The following is a 21,617-nucleotide window of genomic DNA, read 5'->3' as shown; positions in this document are numbered from 1 at the left end:
GGCGCGGAGGAGGTGGTTTGCGGGTGCGAGGGCGTCGCCTGCGGGTACTGGGGAGCCGCCGTCGGGTGCTGGGGTGCCGTCGTCGGGTGCTGCGGTGGTGCGGAGGCGGTGGCCTGGGGGTGCTGGGGTGTGGTGCCGGGGTACTGCGGGGCGGGTCCCGGGGACTGGGGCGGTGCGGAGGCGGTGGCCTGCGGGTACGGCGGTGTGGCCTGGGAGTGCTGCGGTGGCGTCTCGGGATACTGCGGTGGCGTCTCGGGATGCGCCGGTGGGGGAGGCTCGGAGTGGGGGCGGGTGGATGGCTCGGGGTGGTCCGGGGGTGGCGGCGGAGGCTGGGTCATGGCGGTCGTTCGTTCCTTCACGTGCGGTGGGGACGGTTGTCGACGGGCGGTTCAGCCGATCAGCAGGGAGGCCGGCAACAGGACCGTGCCGGCGCAGAAGGCGAGGAGTCCGGTGCGGATCCACTGGTGTTTGCGCGCGGCGATACGGCTGTTCTCGGAGAGGGCGCGGGCCAGGCCGACGGCGGGCCGGAGCACGGTGTCGGCGAGGGCGTCGTCCAACCGGCCCTGCGCGACGGCCTGTTGGATGTCGCCGAAGTACGACAGCGGCTCCCCGGGCGCCCAGGTGCCCAGCTGATAGCGGGGCAGTACGGCGAGCAGCAGGGCGAACAGCGAGACCAGCAGCGACAGGGCCCCGGCCCACCACAGGGCGGTGCCCACGGCGGACAGCTCCGAGGGGCCCCACCTCCGCCCGGCGAGCAGCGCGCTGAACACCCCGGCGGTCATGCCGAGCGCGGCGACCAGGACCGAGGCCTTGTTGTCGGCGTGCGCGATCTCGCTCCGCGTCTCGGCGAGCAGCCGCTCACAGAGCTGGGCGGCGGTGGTGGGGGTGCCGGGAGGAGGCGGGTCCGTGGTGGTCATGGAGCGCTCCCGTCACCGTCGTCGTCGGGCGCCTGCGCACCGTCCGTCTCGGCCGCCGTTCGCGGATCGGGCACCGTCGGCGTCGTGCCGTACCCGGGAGGCGGCTGCCAGGCCGGGGGCGGTGGGGCGTAGGCGGGCGGGGGCGGGAAGCCGGGGACGGCGGTGTAGGGCCCGGGCATCCCCGGTGGGCTGTAGGGCGTGGCCGGGGGAGCGGGGGGTGGCGGTGGGGTGTTCGGCGCAGGTGAGGCAGCCGGGGTGACGGGTGCGGCAGGAGGGGCCGGCGGCACCGGTGGGCTCGCGGACATCGGAGGTGCCGGGGGGGCCGCGGGCCCGAGGGGCTGCGGCGCCGGGGCCGTCTCCGGGGGGATCGCGTCCGCCGGCCCCTTGCCCACCGCTACCGACTGCCCCGCTACCGACTGCCCCGCTACCGACTGTCCGGCTACCGACTGCCCGGCCGGCGGCGCGTCCGACGGCCCCGCCGGCGGTGTCGTGGGCGACGGCTGTGCGGCCGGTACGGCAGCGGCGGGCGACGTGCCGTAGCCGGGTACTGCACCCGTCGGTGTGCCGTAGCCGGGCACCGCACCCGTCGGCGTGGCGTAGCCGGGCACCGCACCCGTCGGCGTGCCGTAGCCAGGCACCGCACCCGTCGGCGTGGCGTAGCCGGGGCTCATGGGCACCTGCGGGGCGTACCCCGGAGCGCCGCCCGCTCCCTCCGGCAGCAGCGGCGGGTGCTGTGGGACGCCCGGGAGGCGCTGGTTGAGGATGTCGCTGACCGTGCGCAGGGCCAGCTGCTTGGGGCCCTCCAGCTCGTAGTTCTCGGCCGTGTCGCCGCTCAGCAGCTGCTTCACCAGGTCCATCTGGGCCTGGATCATGCGGAGTTGGTCCTCGCGCATGCTGGACATCACCAGGTGGGAGTCCTCCGGATGCTGGGCGAGATGCAGGGCCCAGGAGTGCACGCCGCCCTGCTGGAGGTGATGCTGGTAGAACGCGATCTTCTGGGCCTCGATCTGCTGCAGCTCGATCTGCTGACGCCCCTGCTGGAGGGCCAGTTCGTGCTGCTGGCGCTGCTGCTGGAGGAGCAGCTCGTGCTGCTGGGTGCCGTAGGCGACGGCCCGTTCGATCTGCAAGGCGTCCTGCTGGCGCAGCCGACGATCCACCTCGACGTCGACCTCCATGCCGCGCTGGGCCGCGTAGGCCTGCTCGGTGGCGGAGTGGCCGATGGCGCGCAGCCGTTGCTGGTGCTCGATGTCGGCCTGGTCGCGGCGCAGCCGCAGGGTCCAGGTGACCTGGAGGCCGGCCGTCGCCCCGAGCGGGCCCAGCACGGTCACCGCCTGCAGCAGCTCCTGCTCGGCCGACGCGCTCTGCGCGACCGGGAAGCGCCGGGTCACCGGCCGGGCCGCCTGCTGGAGTTCGCCGAGCACCAGCGCGGGCACGTCCCGGTGGCCGCTCGCCACGAACCGGGCCGGGTCCAGCACCTGCCAGGACAGGTCGACCTCGGCGGTGAACTCGAAGGCGTCGTTGTCGCTGGGCAGGTTGAGGGCCGCGGTGTGCGGGTGGACGCCCATGTCCACCTCGTAGACGGCGGAATAGCGCTTGGCCGTGATCTCGGAGCGGGTCGGCCGGTGCGGCGGCAGATAGGCCTCGTAGGAGCCCTTGGGCGTGGAGAAGACGAGGGCGTGGTCGATGCGGACCAGGGAGCGGAAGTTGAACTCGAAGCGTGCCAGCTGCCGCACGGTGAGCACCGGGTCGACCAGCTGGGTGTGCCGGTCGGCGGGCTGCTGCCACTCGGGTTGCCGGAAAGAGGGCATGGTGTCGTGTCCAGGGTTTCAGGGGGCGGTCAGCGGTCGGACAGTACGGTCAGGAGGCGGGCGGCGACCCCGGGCGGGGTCGGGCCGTCCTCGCCGGGCATGGTGCGCAGCAGATGGCTCAGCCGCTGGTGGTCGGCGGTCGTGCTGACGAGCAGGGGCAGCAGAGCGGCCAGGGCCCACTCGACGGACGGTGACCGGTCGGCGATCAGCACCCAGGTGCGCAGGACGTCCAGCGCCTCCCGGGTGGTGCCGAGGTCGGCCAGCGCGGCCCGCCACAGGAACGGCACACCCTCCGCGGCGGGTCCGCCGTCTCCGGCCGCGCGGGCGAACCAGGCGAGGACGAGCGGAGTGCCGTACCGCTCGTCGCCCTCGATACGCCGGCATGCCCCGACGAAACCGCCCAGGGTCAGGTCGCATACGGCCCGGTCGTCGTCGAGGTGGGCGCGCAGCTCGGCCAGGACGCGGTCGCTCGCCGCGGACAGCAGCAACAGCTCGACGGCCTCGGTGAGTTCCGCGCCGAGTTCGCCGTCGATGTCGTCGGGCGCGTCCTCGTACAGCCGTCGTACGGCGCGGCGCAGTGCGGCCATGGCCTGTTCCGGGCGCTCGGCCCCGATCAGTCCGTACGCCCGCACGGCCACCCAGCGCAGCGACGGGGGGCCGTCCTCGCACCAGTTGTCGAGGATGCGCGGGATGTTGGGCGTGCCGACCAGGTGGGCCAGGGCGAGCGCGTTGACCGCGACGAGCCGGTGCCGGTACCGCTTGGAGGTGCCCCACGGCTCGATGACCAGCGCCATCGCGGACGGCAGGTCGGTACGGGCGAGGACGGCGACCGTGGAGGCGGCCCGGGTGCGCACCAACGGCCGCCCGTCGTCGGCGAGTTGACGCAGCCAGCGGATCAGCGCCGGGCGGGCGGAGGGGTGGCCGGTCCACACCTCGCGCAGCAGCACCAGCGAGGCGCGCTCGTCGCGGAACGCGGCCTTCTGCTGGTCGACCGGGCCCCACTCGGTGTGTTCGGGCTCCCAGTAGGTGTGCGCCCGCGCCAGTTGCAGCCGCTTGCCGACGTGTGTGCCGAACACGGGGACCTCGGGGACCTGGGCCGGGTTCTCGGTCTCCTGCAGGAAACGGTAGAGCAGGTCGCTGAGTTCGGCGGTGAGGGCGTACGGTCCCCCGTCGAAGGCGGCGAGGGCGACGAGGAACGCCTTGTCCCGCAGGTGCAGCGCGGCCTCCTCCGCCTCGAACCACTCCTGGACCTGGCTCTCCAGGGACACCAGCGAGAACTGTCCTACGGCGGCCTCGGCGGCGTCTCCGGTCGCGTACCGGGCGAGCAGGCGGGCGAACGCGGCGGCCTCGCGCGGCTGGTGGCTGTGCCTGAGGAACTCGGTGACCTGCGGCAGGCCGAGCAGCTTTCCGGCGGTCTCCTCGTCGGTGCGGGCACGCAGGTGGGCGGCGAGTACGTCGGTGGCGGCCGGCGGGTGCCACTCCTCGGCCGTCACGTCGTCCAGCGCGGCGCCGGGGTCCAGGGTGACGACGAGGTAGGCGTCGCGTTCGGCGAGGCGCTCGCGGACGGCGAGCAGATGGGTCCAGCGCAGTGGTTCGCCGCGGCGCGGGGCGAGGTCGCAGAGCACATGCCCGCGGGCCTTGTCCTTGCCCTGCTCTCCGCTGAACTGGTCGGCGAGGCTGCCGGCGGTGGTGTCGCGGACGAGGGTGCGCACGGGCAGGGCGCCGAGGCGGTGCAGCAGCATCAGCGCGGCCGTGCGCCGGCCGGTGAAGCGGCCGCCGGACAGCACCAGGACCCGGTCCTCGCGCAGCCGGTGCAGCAGGCGCTGCATCAGCGGCTCGTCGGCCGCGAAGTCGTGGGCCAGCTCCTGGAGGGTGGCCTCGGGCACCTCGCCGGAGGCCGGGGCGGCGCCGCCCGGTACGGAGACCTGGTAGACCTCGGTCTTGCTGCCGAGGAAGACGTCGCCGGTGAAGTGGCCGCCGCTGATGCCGCCGTGCTGGTCGCCGCCGAGCAGGCCGCCGCTGAAGCGGGCGCGGGCGCCGACGTTCATGGTGCGCGGGCTGTGGTCGACCAGGTCGCGCCGCGCCGACCAGGAGTCCTGCGGCTGGTCCCGCTCCTCGGCCTCGCCCTGGTCCGCGGTGCCGTCACCGGGCCTGGGCTCGTCCGCGGCCGGCTCGGGCGGGGGCGTGGTGGCGGGGCGGGGCGGGGCCGGCGCCTCCGGCGTGCTCACGCGCCCTCACCCCGCCCGCTGTCCCCGTCACGCTCGCCGAAGGAGACGTTGCCGCTGAAGTGGCCGCCGCTGATGCCGCCGTACTGGTTGCCGCCGATCACTCCGCCGCTGAAGGTGCCGCCGTGGATGGTGACGGAGGGGCCTGCGGACCGGCCGGGGCCGTCCTGGAGGGGGACGGCCGGTGCCGGGCGGTCCCCCGACCCGCCCGGCACCTCCCCCGTCTCACCGTGGCCGTGCTCCCCCTGCCGGTCCCGGCCGACGGGCAGCGGCCCGTGCAGCCAGGCCCGCAGCGGGCCGTTCTTGCTGTCCACCGTCACCGGGCGGAAGTCGGCGGCGGGGACGCCGGGGTGGTCGTGGCGGACCACGCCGGTGTACAGGGCGTCCGAGACGCACAGGGCGAAGTCGTCGGGGCGCTCGCGCAGGGCCTGGCGCAGCAGGCCGGCGTCCAGCAGCCGACAGGCGTGGTTCAGGTCGGAGCCGACCCAGCCGTCGTGCTCGTCCACGGCGACATAGCCGGTGGCGACGACACCGCGCAGCCGCATCTGCGCGGAGCGGGAGGCCATGCGGTTGACGGTGCGCAGCTCGGCCGGGACCTCCGTGAGCAGGACCCGCAGCAGCGCGGTGACCGAGGCGTTCGCGTCGATCAGCTCCATCACCGCGTCCCCGCGGTCGGCCCGCAGCCGCCGCGTCTCGTCGATGCCGGCGCGCTCCAGGGCGCGGTCGGTGAGGTCGTAGAGCATCCGCCGCAGATAGGCCTGCTCCACGTCGTCGCGGTCGCTGAACCGCTCGATGTCCAGCAACAGGATCGTCCGGCTCACGGGGTCGGTCATGGTCGCCTCTCGGGGGGTTCCGCCGTGCAGACCAGCAGAGTGACGGCCCGGTGGCGTCCGGTGTGAGGGCGGATGACGCAGTCGGAGTGTGACCGTGTGCACAGAGTGAACCCGGGGACCGAAGTCACCCTGCGGGCGGCAGGGCCGGGTGGCTGGTCGCGTACGTCGGCCGGTCAGGTTCTCGGCCACCTGAAATCCGGCGACCGCCGCGCCCGGAGGACTGGGTGCGCGGCGGTGGTCGGCCATCGGGCAGGCCCCGATCGGCGGCGGTCGGCGTGTGTGAGGCGGCCGGGCCGGCGGCTGCCGGGCACAGAGTGGCGCCGGTCGTCGGCGGTCCCCTCGGCGTGACGCGTGACGCCGGTTCAGCGGCTTCGCTCGGCCTGGTCGGCACGCCTGGCGGCGGTCGGCGTGTGTGAGGCGGCCGGGCCGGCGGCTGCCGGGCACAGAGTGGCGCCGGTCGTCGGCGGTCCCCTCGGCGTGACGCGTGACGCTGTTCAGCGGCTTCGCTCGGCCGCCGGCACGCCTCGGGCGGGGTGTGGTGGCGGGCGGAGGAACCCCGGAATTCCCGGTGTGCCCGGTGTGCCCGGTGCACCGGGGGCTGCTGTCAGGCTGCGGGCGACCGGGTACGGCGGTGGTTGCCCCTCTGGTCGGCCCTGGCCGGCGGCAGCCCCTGCGCACACCCTCCGCTCGGCGGCTTCGCCTGGCTCCGGCCCGCCCCTGCCACCCCAGCCACGCCTTCCCCCCGCCCTCACCCCTCCGTCGGCCCTGCCGGTGAAGGGATCCCCGGTATCCCCTGGACCTCTGGTGCCGCGGCCGTGGAGGCTATGCGGCGCAGGATGTCGGGGCGGTGGATCAGGAGGGCTCGGCGGCCTGTGGTGACCGCTTGTCTGTCGCGGAGTTCCTTCAGGAGGCGCTGGACCATTTCGCGGGAGGCGCCGACCGAGCCGGCCAGTTCCTGTTTGCTCAGGGGGATCGAGACCTCGATGCCGTCCTCGGTACGGCGGCCGTGGGTGCGGGCCAGGTCCAGGAGGAGGACGGCGAGGCGCTCGCGCACGTTCATGGAGGCGAACTCCAGGCGGCGGCGGTCGGCCGCACGAGTGCGGTCGGCGGTCAGGCCCAGCAGGGCGAAGGACGCGGCGGGGGAGCCCTGCAGGAAGTCGCGGAACTTCTCGTGCTCCACGGCCAGCGACCGCACCGGCTCCAGCGCGGTCACCGTCGCCGAGCGCGGCCGTCCGGTGAGCGCGGCCGACTCGCCGACGATGTCCCCGGGGCCGCGCAGCGCGAGCAGCGCCTCGTAGCCGTTGGCGGCCGCCGCCGTCACCTTGGTCCAGCCCGTGAGCAGGAAGAGCACGTGTGAGGACGGCTCGTGCTGGTGGATGAGGACCGTCCGGGCGGTGTAGGCCAGCTCCCGGCCGAGCGCCAGCAGCGCGGCCCGGTCCTCTGTCTCCAGCCTCGCCAGGAAGGGCACCCGGTCGTCCAGGCCACCGTCGTCCCGTGCATAGGCGCTCGTCCACGTGCTCGTCATGCCGGCCCCCGAATTGTTCACCCGCAGCGGACGGATCAACGTACTGAAAGCGCACCCCGCCCCCGACCCGCAAGAGCGTAAACCGGCCAGCGTCTGTCCCAAGGGCGCCGAAGACCCCTCCGACCTGCTGTGACGCCGTACCGGGGCGGCCGGGGAGAGGTCATCGGACAACTGGGGCGAAAGCTGGCTTACGAGGTGAGAAGTCCGGCGTGTCGGGGGCCGCGCCATTTGTTTTGACCGAAGTCCGTGAGGTAGGTACGCTCAGACCTTGTGCCTGGGGTGTGCCCTGGCTCTCGTGCGTGCCTTCAACCGCATGGCGAGCCGTGATATGGCCACCGTGATCTGCGTCCTTTTCGCCTGGCGGCAAGGGTCCGCGGGATTCGACACACCCGACCGCGTGGGTCGGTGACGTCCCAGGTTAGCTGTACCCATCGGCACACAGAAACCGGAGAAGTAGTGCCTACGATCCAGCAGCTGGTCCGCAAGGGCCGGCAGGACAAGGTCGAGAAGAACAAGACGCCCGCACTTGAGGGTTCCCCTCAGCGTCGCGGCGTCTGCACGCGTGTGTTCACGACCACCCCGAAGAAGCCGAACTCGGCCCTGCGTAAGGTCGCGCGTGTGCGTCTGACCAGCGGCATCGAGGTCACCGCTTACATTCCGGGTGAGGGACACAACCTGCAGGAGCACTCCATCGTGCTCGTGCGCGGCGGCCGTGTGAAGGACCTGCCGGGTGTTCGCTACAAGATCATCCGTGGCTCCCTCGACACCCAGGGTGTCAAGAACCGCAAGCAGGCCCGTTCCCGCTACGGCGCCAAGAAGGAGAAGTAAGAATGCCTCGTAAGGGCCCCGCCCCGAAGCGCCCGGTCATCATCGACCCGGTCTACGGTTCTCCTCTGGTCACGTCGCTCATCAACAAGGTGCTGCTGAACGGCAAGCGCTCCACCGCCGAGCGCATCGTCTACGGCGCCATGGAGGGCCTGCGCGAGAAGACCGGCAACGACCCGGTCATCACGCTGAAGCGCGCTCTGGAGAACATCAAGCCGACCCTTGAGGTCAAGTCCCGCCGTGTCGGTGGCGCCACCTACCAGGTCCCGGTCGAGGTCAAGCCCGGCCGTGCCAACACCCTGGCGCTGCGCTGGCTGGTCGGTTACTCCCGCGCCCGTCGCGAGAAGACCATGACCGAGCGTCTGCTCAACGAGCTTCTCGACGCTTCGAACGGCCTCGGTGCGGCCGTCAAGAAGCGCGAGGACACGCACAAGATGGCCGAGTCCAACAAGGCCTTCGCGCACTACCGCTGGTAGTCGCTACCCACATCGAGACCGAGAGAAGACTGAAGCCTTATGGCTACCACTTCACTTGACCTGGCCAAGGTCCGCAACATCGGGATCATGGCCCACATCGACGCGGGCAAGACGACCACCACCGAGCGGATCCTGTTCTACACCGGTGTGTCTTACAAGATCGGTGAGGTCCACGACGGCGCTGCCACCATGGACTGGATGGAGCAGGAGCAGGAGCGTGGCATCACGATCACCTCTGCTGCCACCACCTGCCACTGGCCGCTGGAAGACGTCGACCACACCATCAACATCATCGACACGCCGGGCCACGTCGACTTCACCGTCGAGGTGGAGCGTTCCCTGCGTGTGCTCGACGGTGCCGTGACGGTGTTCGACGGCGTCGCCGGCGTCGAGCCCCAGTCCGAGACGGTGTGGCGTCAGGCGGACCGCTACGGCGTGCCGCGCATCTGCTTCGTGAACAAGCTCGACCGCACCGGTGCCGAGTTCCACCGCTGCGTCGACATGATCTCGGACCGCCTGGGTGCGCAGCCGCTGGTCATGCAGCTGCCGATCGGTGCTGAGGCCGACTTCAAGGGCGTCGTGGACCTGGTCCGCATGAAGGCGCTCGTGTGGTCCGCCGAGGCGACCAAGGGCGAGATGTACGACGTCGTCGACATCCCGGACACCCACACCGAGGCTGCCGAGGAGTGGCGCGGCAAGCTCGTCGAGGCCGTGGCCGAGAACGACGAAGAGATCATGGAGCTGTACCTGGAGGGCCAGGAGCCCACCGAGGAGCAGCTGTACGCCGCGATCCGTCGCATCACCATCGCGTCCGGCAAGTCCAAGGACACCACGGTGACCCCGGTGTTCTGTGGCACCGCGTTCAAGAACAAGGGTGTCCAGCCCCTGCTCGACGCGGTCGTGCGCTACCTGCCGTCCCCGGTCGACATCGAGGCCATCGAGGGCCACGACGTCAAGGACGCCGAGGTCGTCATCAAGCGCAAGCCGTCCGACGACGAGCCGCTGTCCGCGCTGGCGTTCAAGATCATGAGCGACCCGCACCTCGGCAAGCTCACCTTCGTCCGGGTTTACTCGGGCCGCCTGGAGTCCGGCTCTTCGGTGCTGAACTCCGTCAAGGGCAAGAAGGAGCGCATCGGCAAGATCTACCGCATGCACGCCAACAAGCGTGAGGAGATCGAGTCGGTGGGCGCCGGCGACATCGTCGCCGTCATGGGCCTGAAGCAGACCACCACCGGTGAGACGCTGTCCGACGACAAGAACCCGGTCATCCTGGAGTCCATGGACTTCCCGGCGCCGGTCATCCAGGTCGCCATCGAGCCCAAGTCGAAGGGCGACCAGGAGAAGCTGGGCGTCGCGATCCAGCGCCTGGCCGAGGAGGACCCGTCCTTCCAGGTCCACTCGGACGAGGAGACCGGCCAGACCATCATCGGTGGTATGGGCGAGCTGCACCTTGAGGTGCTGGTCGACCGTATGCGCCGTGAGTTCAAGGTCGAGGCCAACGTCGGCAAGCCGCAGGTGGCGTACCGCGAGACGATCCGCAAGGCCGTCGAGCGCGTCGACTTCACCCACAAGAAGCAGACCGGTGGTACCGGTCAGTTCGCGAAGGTGCAGATCGGCATCGAGCCGCTTGAGGGTGGCGACACCTCGTACGAGTTCGTGAACAAGGTGACCGGTGGTCGTATCCCGAAGGAGTACATCCCTTCGGTCGACGCCGGTGCGCAGGAGGCCATGCAGTTCGGCATCCTCGCCGGTTACGAGATGACCGGTGTCCGCGTGATCCTGCACGACGGTGCCTACCACGAGGTCGACTCCTCCGAGCTCGCCTTCAAGATCGCCGGTTCGCAGGCCTTCAAGGAGGCCGCGCGCAAGGCTTCGCCCGTGCTCCTTGAGCCGATGATGGCCGTCGAGGTCACCACGCCCGAGGACTACATGGGTGAGGTCATCGGCGACATCAACTCCCGCCGTGGCCAGATCCAGGCCATGGAGGAGCGGGCCGGTGCCCGCGTCGTGAAGGGTCTCGTGCCCCTCTCGGAGATGTTCGGTTACGTCGGCGACCTGCGCAGCAAGACGTCCGGCCGCGCCAGCTACTCCATGCAGTTCGACTCCTACGCCGAGGTTCCGCGGAACGTCGCCGAGGAGATCATCGCGAAGGCCAAGGGCGAGTAACGCACCGCGTTCACACGCCGTAGGCTTGACTCCGGAGCCTCAAGGGGCAAACAGCCGTAAACCCGGATGTTTGCCCCCGGTTCCGGGCCTTTACAGCAAAGATCACCTGGCGCCGATGAAGTAAGGCGTACAGAACCACTCCACAGGAGGACCCCAGTGGCGAAGGCGAAGTTCGAGCGGACTAAGCCGCACGTCAACATCGGCACCATCGGTCACATCGACCACGGTAAGACGACCCTCACGGCCGCCATTACCAAGGTGCTGCACGACGCGTACCCGGACCTGAACGAGGCCACCCCGTTCGACAACATCGACAAGGCGCCCGAGGAGCGCCAGCGCGGTATCACCATCTCCATCGCGCACGTCGAGTACCAGACCGAGGCGCGTCACTACGCCCACGTCGACTGCCCGGGTCACGCGGACTACATCAAGAACATGATCACCGGTGCCGCCCAGATGGACGGCGCGATCCTGGTGGTCGCCGCCACCGACGGCCCGATGCCGCAGACCAAGGAGCACGTGCTCCTGGCCCGCCAGGTCGGCGTTCCGTACATCGTTGTCGCCCTGAACAAGGCCGACATGGTGGACGACGAGGAGATCCTGGAGCTCGTCGAGCTTGAGGTCCGTGAGCTCCTCTCCGAGTACGAGTTCCCGGGCGACGACGTCCCGGTCGTCAAGGTCTCCGCTCTGAAGGCCCTTGAGGGCGACTCGGAGTGGGTCGGCTCGGTCCTCAACCTGATGAAGGCTGTCGACGAGTCCATCCCGCAGCCCGAGCGTGACGTCGACAAGCCGTTCCTGATGCCGATCGAGGACGTCTTCACGATCACCGGTCGCGGTACGGTCGTCACCGGCCGTATCGAGCGTGGTGTCCTGAAGGTCAACGAGACCGTCGACATCATCGGCATCAAGACCGAGAAGACCACCACCACGGTCACCGGCATCGAGATGTTCCGCAAGCTGCTCGACGAGGGCCAGGCCGGTGAGAACGTCGGTCTGCTGCTCCGTGGCATCAAGCGCGAGGACGTCGAGCGCGGCCAGGTCATCATCAAGCCGGGCTCGGTCACCCCGCACACGGAGTTCGAGGCCACGGCGTACATCCTGTCCAAGGACGAGGGTGGCCGCCACACGCCGTTCTTCAACAACTACCGCCCGCAGTTCTACTTCCGTACGACGGACGTGACCGGCGTGGTGACCCTCCCCGAGGGCACCGAGATGGTCATGCCGGGTGACAACACCGACATGAAGGTGGAGCTCATCCAGCCCGTCGCCATGGAGGAGGGCCTGAAGTTCGCCATCCGTGAGGGTGGCCGCACCGTGGGCGCCGGCCAGGTCACCAAGATCGTCAAGTAAGTTCCGCTTGCTTGAGGGTCACTGACTGACCAAGGCAAGAGGCCCGTACGACTTCGGTCGTACGGGCCTCTTCCGCGTTGTCGAAAGTATTCGTCGCGTACGACCCGTTCCCCCTACGGGTCACTCCCCTCACTATTTGTCATGCCGCTGAGCAAATAGGGAGCCGGAGGGGGACGTATGTCCGTGGCGCGCAGAACTGTGCTGGGAGCGGGGCTGGCCGCTGTGCCGGTGGTGGCCTCGGGGGTCTCGGGGTCTGCGTTCGCAGCGGGTGACGGGGGCCCTGGTCCTCGGGTCACGCACCCGGGCTCGTACATCTCCTTCACGGGCGGGGACTTCTCGCTCGTCGGTGCGCCCGTGGTGGTCAGCCCGGAGGATCACCCCGGGGTCGTACGGGTGGCAGGGGACCTGCGGGACGACATCGCGCGCGTGACGGGTGTCCGTCCGGGGACGACGACGGGGCGCTTTCCCGTGCTGCTGGGCACGATCGGCCGCAGCCCGCTGATCGACGGCCTGGTGCGGTCCGGGAAGCTGGACGTGACGGGTGTGCGCGGCCGGTGGGAGACCTCGTTGCAGACGGTCGTGGATCACCCGATGCCCGGTGTGGAACGGGCGTTCGTCATCGCGGGCAGCGATCCACGCGGCACGATCTTCGGCGCGTACGACGTCTCGTACGGCATCGGCGTCTCGCCGTGGCACTGGTGGGACGACGTGCCGCCGGTGCGCCGGTCCCGGGTGTGGGTGCGGGCCGGCCGCTACACGCAGGGCACTCCGGTGGTGAAGTACCGGGGTTTCTTCATCAACGACGAGAATCCGGCACTCGGCACGTGGGCACCGGCGTACTTCGGCCCGGGGAAGGCTCCTGGCTATCCCGGCGGCTTCAACTCGGCCTTCTACGAGAAGGTCTTCGAGGTCCTGCTCCGCCTGAAGGGGAACTACCTGTGGCCGGCGGTGTGGGGCAGGGCCTTCGCGGAGGACGACCTGGAGAACCATCGGCGGGCGGCGGAGTATGGGATTGTCATGGGCACATCCCATGAGGCGCCGATGATGCGGGGCATCGAGGAGTGGAACCGTCACGCGAGCCCCGGTCACGACCCCTACGGGGGCACGGGCGAGTGGTCGTACCGGCGCAATGCTCCCGCGATCAGGTCGTACTGGCGAGCCGGCATCCAGCGCATGGTGGACCAGGGCTTCGAGGGCGTCGTCACGCTCGGCATGCGCGGCAACGGCGACACGGGCCTGCCCGACGGCGACGGCGTCGAGCTGATGGAGCAGATCATCGCCGACCAGCGGAAGATCATCGAGGAGGTGACGGGGAAGCCGGCGGCCGAGACCCCCCAGGTGTGGACGTTGTACAAGGAGGTGCAGCGCTACTGGGACCGCGGCCTGCGTGCCCCGGACGACGTCACGGTGGTCCTCACGGACGACAACTGGGGCAACATCCGCAAACACCCGGACGGCGTACGCGGCGGCGGCTTCGGGCTCTACTACCACTTCGACTACGTGGGCGCGGGCCGCAACTACAAGTGGGTCGACACGGCCAACCTCCGCAATGTCTGGGAGCAGCTCCACCAGGCCCACGCCTACGGCAACCACGGGCTGTGGGTGGCGAACGTGGGCGACCTGAAGGGCAACGAACTGCCGACGGAGTTCTTCCTGTCGTACGCCTGGAACCCCGAGGCGTGGCCGCTGGAGCGTGTGGGTGAGTGGGAGGAGCGCTATGCCCGGCAGAACTTCGGGGAGACCTCGGCGCGCGAGATCGCGTCGGTACTGGCGACGTACGGCCGCCTCCAGGCCCGGCGCAAGCCGGAACTCCTGAACCGCCGGATCACGATGGTGGACGGCAAGGTCGTGTACGACGACCAGCAGACCCCGTACTACTTCGCGCACCGGGAGCTGGAGCGGGTGACGGAGGAGTGGCGGGTGCTGGGTGACCGGGCGGAACGTATCGCCCGCCGGCTGCCGGGTGAACTTCAGGACGCGTGGTACGAGCTGGTCGGCTACGAGGTGACGGCGACGGCGAATCTGTACGGCCTGCGGGCGGCGGAGTTCACGAACCTGCTGTACGCCGGCCAGGGCCGGGCGGCGACGAACGACCGCGCGGCGCAGGCGGAAGCGGCCCTGGCGCGGGACTTCGCGCTGGCGGACCGCTTCAATTCGCAGGTGGCGGGCGGCAAATGGAAGGGCTTCCAGACCCAGCCGCACATCGACTACGGCGACGTGGACCGCTATGGCCCGAACGCGGGCTGGCAGCAGCCGGAGAAGGACAACGTGGCGCTGCCGGACGTCCTCTTCCCGGCGGTACGGCGGATCGAGGTGCCGGGCGGGGCTGAGCTGGGGGTGTCGGTCGACGGGGCGGAGGACGCGGGGGAGTGGTGGCCGGGGGGTGCGACGACGGACGTGCCGGTGCTTCCGCCGTTCAGCCGGTACCAGACGCGGCCGCAGCAGTACGTGGAGATCTTCAACAGGGGCGATACGCCGTTCGAGTACGAGGTCCGGTCGTCGGTGCCGTGGCTGGTGGTGGACCGTGTGCGGGGCCGGGTGGAGCAGCAGGTGCGGGTGGAGGTCCGGGTGGACTGGGCCCGGGCTCCTTCCGGTGCGGCCGAGGGGACGCTGACGGTGACGGGCGCCGGGGCGTCGGTGACGGTGAGGTGTGTGACGGAGAGGGCGCCGGCTGCGGGGCTGCGGGGCTTTGCCGAGGCGGGCGGGTATGTGGCGATCGACGCCGAGCACTATGACCGGGCGGTGGGTGAATGGCGTCGGCTGGAGGGCATCGGGCGGACGGGGGCGGGGATGACTCCGTGGCCGGTGACGGCTCCGAGTGTGACCCCGGGCGGCTCTTCGCCGAGGTTGGAGTATGAGGTGAGCCTGCTGTCCGGTCCCGGGGAGGTGACGGTGTGGGCGTACGTCTCGCCTCGTAATCCGGCGTTGCCGGGGGTGACGGGCTTGAGCTACGGGGTGTCCTTGGACGACGGCCCGATCCGGACGGTGGACATCACGGCGGGGGCGGACGACGGCGCGCTGAACGCGGTGTGGGCCCGGAACACGTCGGACAACGTCAACCGGACGGCGACGAGGCACTCCGTGGGGTCGGGGGCCGGGGTGCACCGGCTGAAGTTCTGGATGGTGGACCCGACGGTGGTGGTGCAGCGGTTGGTGGTCGATACGGGTGGGATGCCTGAGCTGTACTTGGGGCCGGGGGAGAGCCGGAGGGTCTGAGGCGCAACGACCGGCCCCTGAGTCAGGCTGTCACTCGGTCTCGGTGAAGACTTCCGAGGCCGAGGTGGCGGTGATCGCTCGGTCGAACCAGGCGTTCAGAAGATCCAGGTCGTCGCACGACGTGACGCGTTCGCGAGCCTCGTCCGGGATCTCGACGCCACGCCTGTCGAGGAGTCGCAGCACATCTTCGGCCTTGGCCCTGGCTCGGCCCTCGTCCCGTAGTCCTTCGGCGAGGGATGACGTGAAGAACGAGAGATCGACAGCCACGAGGCTCCTCCAGAGGTCTGCGGCCGGGCTCCTGTCCAGGCCTTGCTGGGTCAGTTCGATGAAGATTTCTGCGGTGTCTTTGTCGCGTCCCTGCAGCTCACGCAACGCAGGGGCCAGAGCTTCCAGTATGGCCTTGATCTCCGGATCCTGGCGGTGCAATGCGGCGGAGAGAACGGTCATGGGCAGATCGTGGGCCACCTCTTCCGGTGTGGTGACGACCGGGATGTTGTTCGGGCCCAGGACCAGTGGCCTGAGGGTGAGACAGGGCCACTCCGGCGGGCCGATCTCCACGTGTTGGGCGGCCCACCTGGCCGTAGACCGGTCCGGGCACACGACGACGAGGACGGGCGGGATCTTGTACTTCGCGTAGAGATGGGCGAGGTAGTAGCTCCAGCTCGCCCGTTTGGCCGGGTCCTTCTTGCCTTGGGCCTCCACAGCCAGGATGTACTCGCCCGAGTCGGCCGTCTCGATCTTCAACAGGGTGTCGACGCGTCGTTCTACCGGGTGGTTCTCGGTGAGGTCGGTGGGTAACGGAGCGCTGGCCACGGGATCGGCGAACGGGGCGCCGATCGCGCGGGCTGCGCGGGCGAACAGACCAGGATCCTGTTGGAAGATCCGGTGCAACGCCTCGTGGGTGGCACTGACCATATTCGTGTCGGTGACCTTTCTTTGTGTGGGCGGCTCGGTGGTCAGGGGCTGGTTGTACGACGCTGTGTGCGCGACGATCCGGCCGCTGGGGAGGCGTTCGCGGGTGCGCGCCAGGTAGGCCGATCGCCGTTGGGTGATGCCGCGCGGACTCAGTGGCTGGTCGCACGAAGGCGCGGTTCGCTTCCTGAGTGGTCAGGCCCGGGGTCGCCGCATATCTGCGGTTGGTCGCGGCGAGCATATGCCAGTGAACTAGGCGGAAATCCAACTGAGCTGGACAATCTCACTCTTCCGGGTGGTCGACGCCATGGCGCTGTGACTCACGGGGACGGGATCGGCCGCGATCCGGTGGGGCCGGTCTTCACCTCCGCCCAGACGGTCTTGCGCGGGGTGGGCCCGTCGGCCACTCCCCAGCGGTCGGCCAGTGCGGCCACGAGGAGCAGGCCGCGACCGGATTCGTCGTCGGGGGACGTGCGTTGGGCGCGGGGCAGACTGGGACGCAGGGCCCGATCCAGGTGCTGAAGTTCGCTGACGGCACGGCGATCGGACGTTCCGAGGGTGCGTTCAACGGCCGCCCGGTCTCAAACCCCAAGGACCTCCGGATCCTTGAACTGCGCTATGGCATGATCCGGGCGCAGGCTCTCACGCCGAGGGAGTCGCAGGCCCTCATCGAGCAAGCGCTGGGGAAACTATGAGCACTGCCGAACTCCACTGGTTAAAGAGCAGTTACAGCGACAGCAGCAACGGCAATGACTGCGTCGAGGTCGCCGTAGCGGCCCCCACCACCATCCACATCCGCGACTCCAAGAACCCCGCCGGCCCCCGCCTCGGCCTCGCGCCGGAGGCCTGGTCGGAGTTCGTTCGCACGCTCAGACTTGGAAAGTGAACCCGTGAGCACCGTCCCGCCCTCCGATCACCCCGATGAGTCCTCCATACCTGACGAGCAGTGGGAGGCGTTCCTGCGTGAGGCCGTGGAGGACGGTGGCCGGAACGCGCCGAAGGAGCCGTCCGCGCGGGCGCGGATGGTGGCCCGTCGGCTGCGGGAGCAGGATGAGGCGACGCAGCTCCAGGTGATCGAGGGCGGCGGCCGGCGACGGTGGTGGCAGCGGAAGCGGAAACAGGAGCCGCAGGGCTGGCGCACCGGTCCGGCCTGGCGGGAGATGAACGGGCGGAACAGCAGGCGCCGTACCGTGGGCTCGGTGATCGGTGTGGTGCTGGCGGTGGGGCTCGCCGTCATAGCCGTACGGCCGTCGCTGCTGCTGGACCGGCTTCCCGGCCGTCACCACACCTCCTCCGCACCGCGGCCCGGCGGGGTCGGCCAGGCCGGACTGCCCACCCGCAAGGACCCGTTCCGCGGTTCGCCCGCCCAGCGGTGGGCGGACGGGGCGGATGCCATCGAAGTTCCGGCCGCGAAGGCCGTGGGCGGGATGAGCCAGCAGGACGTGGCCCTCGCCCTGCGCCGTACCAAGGAGTTCCTGGTCGGCACCAACCTGGACCCGGCCGTGCTGCGTGGCGGGCAGCCCGACGCGGCGCTGGCCCTGCTCGACCCGCGGCAGCCCCACACACTGTCCGACCTGCGGCGCTCGCTGCGCACCCCGGACCGTGACCACGACCCCCTGCACCTGGTGACCCGCTTCGACCCGTCGGAGGTGGCGCTCGCCGGTGACGTGGTCAAGGTGCGCGGCCATATGACGTTCTCCGCCGGTGCCGCGGGCGAGGTGCGGGTGCACGCGGACTACACCTTCGTCTACCCGCTGGTCCGGGCCGGTGGAAAAGGCGGTGGCGATGTCGTGGCACGGACGATCATCCGCCGCGACCTGACCATGGTCCTGCTCGACCCGAGCAAGTGGATCGCGACCGAGGGCAAGCTCGGGGTCCGGTCGTCCGACAGCGAGTTCTACAACAGCGAGTGCGGCGTCTACGACGGCTACTACCACCCCGTCTTCCCGGACAGCGGCCCCACGGGCGCCCCTGCCACGGGCCCTACCGCGGACCCCTACGACCGCAGCAAGTCCCTGACGGACGACCACCACAAGGGCTGCGGCACGGTCACCCGCACCTGAAGCGGAGCTCAACACTCCGTTGACTACCATGCGCTGTCGTGACCACACCAACTCCCTGGGGACCGCCGTACGGCGGTCCGCCGCCCCTGCCGCCGACCATTCCGGCGAAGGACCTGCGGCCTCGGCGTATCTGGTACGTGGTGGCCGCACTGCTGGGGCTCATGCTGGCCGGTGTCGGTACCGCCTTCATCGTGGTGACGGTGAAGAACACGCTGGACTCGATCGACACCGCCCGGAGCTTCTCCAGCGGTGACTCGCGGACGTTCAGCTTCGTCCAGGGGAAGACCAAGGCGATCTACGTCTCCCAGTCCGGGAAGGGCCGGGTCCAGTGCCGGATCCCGGAGCTGGGGTCAGGGTCGATGACCCAGCCGGACAGCACCTTCCGTATCACCCTGGGTTCCCGCACCTGGGAGCGTGTCTTCGAGGTGAAGCCCGGCAGCAGCGGTGACTACACGCTCACCTGCACCTCGGAGCTTCCGGCCGAGTTCGCGGTGGGAGACCAGCCCCGAATGGGGGCTACGGTCCGCGGTGTCGTCGCGGGCGTCGGCTGCATCCTCGCCGCGGTTGTCTCGTCCCTGGCCATCGTCATCGTCACCGCCGTCCGACGGGGCCGTCACCGCCGTCGGCTCACCCCTGCGCCGCAGTGGGGCCCACCGCCCTACGGGTACGCGCCGTGGCCCCCGTACGGCCCGCAGTCCTAGTGCGGCGGCGTCATCGTCGTCACGTACGCCGCCGAAGGCCCACGGCCCACACCACCAGCGCCACCGCAAGCAGCGCCGCTCCCGTCGCCGGGACGGCTCCCCACCCGCCGAAGCGGTACGCGGTGACGCCGATCGCGGAGCCGGCCGCGCCGCCGAGGTAGTACGACGTCATGTAGACCGAGGCGATCCGGGCCCTGGGGTGGTCCGGAAGGTCGTAGACGACGCTCATGTTCAGCAGATGGACGCCGTGCACCACGACGTCCAGCACCAGGACCCCGGCCACCAGCCAGACCAGACTGCGGCCGCCCGGCCACAGCGCGGCGAACGCGGCCACGCCCAGGGCGAGCAGCACACCGGTGGCCACCGCCTCGCGGCCGGTGTCGACGATGCGGCCCGTCGCCTTGGCCGCGATCGCGCCCGCCGCGCCCACCAGCGCGAACAGCCCGATCGCGGACGTGCTCCAGCCGTAGTGGGGGCCGGCGAGCAGGAACGCCGAGGTGGCCCAGAAGACGCTGAAGGCGGCGAAGCAGCACGCGCCGATCAGTGAGCGGCGGCGCAGGACCGGTTCCGCGGCGGCCAGCCGGAGCGTGGCGGCGAGCTGGGCGCCGTAGCCGAGGGACACGTCCGGCGGGGACGGGGGCAGCAGCCGGACGAGGAGCAGGGCCACGGCCGCCAGCGTTCCGGCCGCGGCCAGGAACACCGTGCGCCAGCCGAAGGCTCCGCCGAGCAGCCCGGCCGCCGTACGGGAGCACAGGATGCCGAGCAGGACGCCGGTGAGCAGGGTGGCCATCGCCCGGCCGCGCTGGTCCGCGGGCACGATGGAGGCCGCGTACGGGATGAGGATCTGGATGACGACCGCCCCGGCGCCCACGGCGAAACCTCCGGCCTGCAGTACCCACAGTGCGGGAGCCGCTCCGGACAGGAGCATTCCGGCGCCGGCCGCGCCGAGCAGGATCGCGATCAGCCGGCGGCGCGCGACGATGTCGCCGAGCGGGACGATCAGCAGCAGGCCCAGGGTGTAGCCGGCCTGGGTGGCGGTCACCAGCGCGCCGGCGGCGGAGGGGGAGGCGCCGTAGGAGTCCGCGATCCGGGGGAGCAGGGGCTGGCAGTAGTAGAGACAGGCGGCGATCAGGCCGCAGGCCGCCGCGAGGAGGGTGATCAGGCGGGGGTGCGGTGGGGGTGAAGTCGTAGGCTGGTCCGCCAGCTCGGGCGCTGTCTCTTCAGGGGCTGTCTTCTCGGTCGGGGCGGGAACTGTCATGTACAGAGACGCTAGACAGCTCCTGGCCCCGCCCCAAGATCCAATTGCCCGCGACGAGAGTGGGCCAATTCAGCGATAGCGGATCACATGCAGGCCGTGGACGCCCGTCGGGTCGAAAGACACCGGCCCGTCCGACGAGCCGTCGATGACCACGACACCGTCCTCCAGGCGCACCGCATTCAAGAGTCAGCCCACGGCCCCGCGGCCGCGGCCGTCCGTCCGGCGGACCAAGACCAGGGCGCGGGCACCGACCGGCAGCGCCGAGAGCGCGTCCAGCATGGCGTCCTGCCACTGCCCGTCATCCAGGAAGCGCCTGCTGTTGCAGGAGGAGACCCAGCCGCGCCGCGTCTTGTCCGGAGCCGATTGCTGCCAGGGAGAACGCCGACCTGCGGATGCCCCGGGCAGGGCCCGCAGGAGGACGATCTCGCGCAGCAGTGGTGCCGTGTCGAGCCGGGCGAGTGAAGAGGTCAGGCCATCCAGCAGGACGAGCTGACCGGATGGGGTGAGGCCGGCTCTACCAGCCCGCCGTAGGTCATGTGCAGCCAGGCCGGGACCCGCTGGTCGGGACCTGGCATCTCAATGGCCTTTCTTCGGCGGTCAGTCACCAGCGGCCCGCCGCTCCATGTACTCCCCTGTCGGCAGGAACGTCGGAGGGAAGTGGGCCGCCGTGCCGTCGTGCGGGGCGACGATCATCGAACTGAACGGTGCCGCCATCGGGTCGCCCGTTTCCAGATGCTCCTTAAAAATCGAAGCGCACTGTCCAGCCGTAGCGGAATTCGATTGCCGTGTCAGGAAATACAACCACAGAATCGGCCCGGTCGGGATAGGCGAGTGTTTTCAGGAGCCGGGCGGCCGCCGCCACCGCCTCCTCTTTCGTTACCATCCAGTGAGTCCCCTTCGGTGACTTTTGCGGCCTCGTCACACGGCGGGCGCGATGCGCTGATTCAGCACGGCATCGATGAAATCCGCTGGAGGCTTGTAGGAGTGGTTCGACACATAGTGAAGGATGAGATCCGGTGCGATCATCCACTCTCCGGACCGGGCGACGACCCGAACCTCGGCCGCACCGAGGGCGACGTCCTGTCCGTCCACGTCGACCCTGATCGGGTAGCCCGCTGTGTAGCCGACGTGCGGGAGCGGGCAACTGTGCCATCCACGCATTTTCATCTGACGGCTGTCCCGCACGATGATGGCCAGGGTTTCGATGAAGCCGTCGGGAACATCCCCCTGCGGGTATTCCTCGCCCGGTTCCAGCCAGCCCACGTTGACCGCGGTCACTGCTGCCGGGATCGACTCCTTGACATATTCATAGGGGGACAGGTCTGCATAGTGAGTCATTTTG

At 70.2% G+C, this 21,617-nt stretch carries 17 protein-coding genes and 2 pseudogenes; 9 read left to right on the top strand and 10 right to left on the bottom strand.

Going from position 1 to position 21,617, the window contains the following annotated elements; translation table 11 throughout:
- From LE548_RS31660 to LE548_RS31635, 6 genes and pseudogenes are all read right to left on the bottom strand, one after another.
- Nucleotides 1-338, bottom strand: a pseudogene (locus LE548_RS31660) (peptidase); the annotation flags it as partial.
- 51 nt (nucleotides 339-389) lie between these two features.
- Complete coding sequence (locus LE548_RS31655) at nucleotides 390-917, bottom strand: Pycsar system effector family protein (protein ID WP_225100430.1); 528 nt, start codon at nucleotides 915-917, stop codon at nucleotides 390-392.
- A complete protein-coding gene (locus LE548_RS31650) occupies nucleotides 914-2,725 on the bottom strand; it encodes a hypothetical protein (protein WP_225100428.1) in 1,812 nt (603 codons plus the stop codon). Before LE548_RS31650 ends, LE548_RS31655 begins: the two co-directional genes overlap by 4 nt.
- A gap of 29 nt (nucleotides 2,726-2,754) precedes the next feature.
- Nucleotides 2,755-4,953 (bottom strand): hypothetical protein, encoded by a 2,199-nt coding sequence (locus LE548_RS31645; RefSeq protein ID WP_225100427.1) that lies wholly within the window; start codon nucleotides 4,951-4,953, stop codon nucleotides 2,755-2,757.
- Nucleotides 4,950-5,783: a hypothetical protein gene (locus tag LE548_RS31640; RefSeq protein ID WP_225100426.1), complete on the bottom strand. Its 834-nt coding sequence runs from the start codon at nucleotides 5,781-5,783 to the stop codon at nucleotides 4,950-4,952. The genes LE548_RS31645 and LE548_RS31640 overlap by 4 nt, the downstream gene beginning before the upstream one ends.
- A 748-nt stretch (nucleotides 5,784-6,531) precedes the next feature.
- Nucleotides 6,532-7,308: a Crp/Fnr family transcriptional regulator gene (locus tag LE548_RS31635; RefSeq protein WP_225100425.1), complete on the bottom strand. Its 777-nt coding sequence runs from the start codon at nucleotides 7,306-7,308 to the stop codon at nucleotides 6,532-6,534.
- A 456-nt stretch (nucleotides 7,309-7,764) separates the two neighbouring features.
- On the opposite strand from LE548_RS31635, the gene rpsL reads away from it, so the two are divergent.
- The 5 genes from rpsL (at nucleotide 7,765) to LE548_RS31610 (ending at nucleotide 15,341) form a co-directional block, all read left to right on the top strand.
- Nucleotides 7,765-8,136, top strand: a complete 372-nt coding sequence (gene rpsL, locus LE548_RS31630) for a 30S ribosomal protein S12 (protein ID WP_003948652.1) — start codon at nucleotides 7,765-7,767, stop codon at nucleotides 8,134-8,136.
- 2 nt (nucleotides 8,137-8,138) lie between these two features.
- Nucleotides 8,139-8,609 (top strand): 30S ribosomal protein S7, encoded by a 471-nt coding sequence (rpsG, locus tag LE548_RS31625; RefSeq protein ID WP_003998848.1) that lies wholly within the window; start codon nucleotides 8,139-8,141, stop codon nucleotides 8,607-8,609.
- 39 nt (nucleotides 8,610-8,648) lie between these two features.
- A complete protein-coding gene (fusA, locus tag LE548_RS31620; protein WP_225100424.1) occupies nucleotides 8,649-10,775 on the top strand; it encodes an elongation factor G in 2,127 nt (708 codons plus the stop codon).
- Nucleotides 10,776-10,931: 156 nt separating this feature from the next.
- Nucleotides 10,932-12,125: an elongation factor Tu gene (gene tuf / locus LE548_RS31615; RefSeq protein ID WP_225100422.1), complete on the top strand. Its 1,194-nt coding sequence runs from the start codon at nucleotides 10,932-10,934 to the stop codon at nucleotides 12,123-12,125.
- Between the two features lie 177 nt (nucleotides 12,126-12,302).
- Nucleotides 12,303-15,341, top strand: coding sequence for a glycosyl hydrolase 115 family protein (locus tag LE548_RS31610; RefSeq protein ID WP_225100421.1), 3,039 nt, complete (start codon nucleotides 12,303-12,305; stop codon nucleotides 15,339-15,341).
- Nucleotides 15,342-15,371: 30 nt separating this feature from the next.
- On the opposite strand, the gene LE548_RS31605 is transcribed toward LE548_RS31610, so the two are convergent.
- The gene (locus LE548_RS31605) at nucleotides 15,372-16,256 is read right to left on the bottom strand and encodes a hypothetical protein (protein WP_225100419.1); all 885 of its coding nucleotides are present in this window, start codon (nucleotides 16,254-16,256) and stop codon (nucleotides 15,372-15,374) included.
- A 491-nt stretch (nucleotides 16,257-16,747) separates the two neighbouring features.
- Here LE548_RS31605 and LE548_RS31595 point away from each other — a divergent pair.
- The 4 genes and pseudogenes from LE548_RS31595 to LE548_RS31580 form a co-directional block, all read left to right on the top strand.
- Nucleotides 16,748-16,948, top strand: a pseudogene (locus LE548_RS31595) (Scr1 family TA system antitoxin-like transcriptional regulator); the annotation flags it as partial.
- Nucleotides 16,945-17,139 (top strand): DUF397 domain-containing protein, encoded by a 195-nt coding sequence (locus LE548_RS31590; RefSeq protein WP_225100418.1) that lies wholly within the window; start codon nucleotides 16,945-16,947, stop codon nucleotides 17,137-17,139. The pseudogene LE548_RS31595 and the gene LE548_RS31590, both read left to right, overlap by 4 nt.
- 4 nt (nucleotides 17,140-17,143) lie before the next feature.
- The gene (locus tag LE548_RS31585) at nucleotides 17,144-18,316 is read left to right on the top strand and encodes a hypothetical protein (RefSeq protein ID WP_225100417.1); all 1,173 of its coding nucleotides are present in this window, start codon (nucleotides 17,144-17,146) and stop codon (nucleotides 18,314-18,316) included.
- A gap of 38 nt (nucleotides 18,317-18,354) precedes the next feature.
- Nucleotides 18,355-19,017 (top strand): serine/arginine repetitive matrix protein 2, encoded by a 663-nt coding sequence (locus tag LE548_RS31580; protein ID WP_225100416.1) that lies wholly within the window; start codon nucleotides 18,355-18,357, stop codon nucleotides 19,015-19,017.
- A 19-nt stretch (nucleotides 19,018-19,036) separates the two neighbouring features.
- Here the strand turns inward: LE548_RS31580 and LE548_RS31575 are convergent, their stop codons facing one another.
- From LE548_RS31575 to LE548_RS31565, 3 genes are all read right to left on the bottom strand, one after another.
- Entirely contained in the window at nucleotides 19,037-20,275 is a 1,239-nt protein-coding gene (locus LE548_RS31575; protein ID WP_225100415.1) for an MFS transporter, read from the bottom strand.
- 739 nt (nucleotides 20,276-21,014) lie between these two features.
- Nucleotides 21,015-21,158 carry a hypothetical protein gene (locus LE548_RS31570; RefSeq protein WP_225100414.1) on the bottom strand — a complete coding sequence of 48 codons (144 nt, stop codon included), beginning with the start codon at nucleotides 21,156-21,158 and terminating at the stop codon, nucleotides 21,015-21,017.
- 35 nt (nucleotides 21,159-21,193) lie between these two features.
- On the bottom strand, nucleotides 21,194-21,613 hold the full coding sequence (locus LE548_RS31565; protein WP_225100413.1) for a hypothetical protein: 420 nt from the start codon (nucleotides 21,611-21,613) through the stop codon (nucleotides 21,194-21,196).
- Between the last annotated feature and the right edge of the window lie 4 nt (nucleotides 21,614-21,617).

The sequence above is a fragment of the Streptomyces sp. CoH27 genome, assembly GCF_020181035.1.
In the GTDB taxonomy this organism is placed as follows: domain Bacteria; phylum Actinomycetota; class Actinomycetes; order Streptomycetales; family Streptomycetaceae; genus Streptomyces; species Streptomyces camelliae.
This window is presented reverse-complemented; position numbering and strand designations above follow the sequence as displayed.

Coding starts and splice junctions, on each gene's coding strand:
- LE548_RS31640 (WP_225100426.1), bottom strand. CDS start 5,783: ATGACCGACCCCGTGAGCCGGACGATCCTGTTGCTGGACATCGAGCGG.
- LE548_RS31575 (WP_225100415.1), bottom strand. CDS start 20,275: ATGACAGTTCCCGCCCCGACCGAGAAGACAGCCCCTGAAGAGACAGCG.
- LE548_RS31650 (WP_225100428.1), bottom strand. CDS start 2,725: ATGCCCTCTTTCCGGCAACCCGAGTGGCAGCAGCCCGCCGACCGGCAC.
- LE548_RS31565 (WP_225100413.1), bottom strand. CDS start 21,613: ATGACTCACTATGCAGACCTGTCCCCCTATGAATATGTCAAGGAGTCG.
- LE548_RS31655 (WP_225100430.1), bottom strand. CDS start 917: ATGACCACCACGGACCCGCCTCCTCCCGGCACCCCCACCACCGCCGCC.
- LE548_RS31610 (WP_225100421.1), top strand. CDS start 12,303: ATGTCCGTGGCGCGCAGAACTGTGCTGGGAGCGGGGCTGGCCGCTGTG.
- LE548_RS31590 (WP_225100418.1), top strand. CDS start 16,945: ATGAGCACTGCCGAACTCCACTGGTTAAAGAGCAGTTACAGCGACAGC.
- fusA (WP_225100424.1), top strand. CDS start 8,649: ATGGCTACCACTTCACTTGACCTGGCCAAGGTCCGCAACATCGGGATC.
- LE548_RS31570 (WP_225100414.1), bottom strand. CDS start 21,158: ATGGTAACGAAAGAGGAGGCGGTGGCGGCGGCCGCCCGGCTCCTGAAA.
- LE548_RS31635 (WP_225100425.1), bottom strand. CDS start 7,308: ATGACGAGCACGTGGACGAGCGCCTATGCACGGGACGACGGTGGCCTG.
- rpsG (WP_003998848.1), top strand. CDS start 8,139: ATGCCTCGTAAGGGCCCCGCCCCGAAGCGCCCGGTCATCATCGACCCG.
- LE548_RS31605 (WP_225100419.1), bottom strand. CDS start 16,256: ATGGTCAGTGCCACCCACGAGGCGTTGCACCGGATCTTCCAACAGGAT.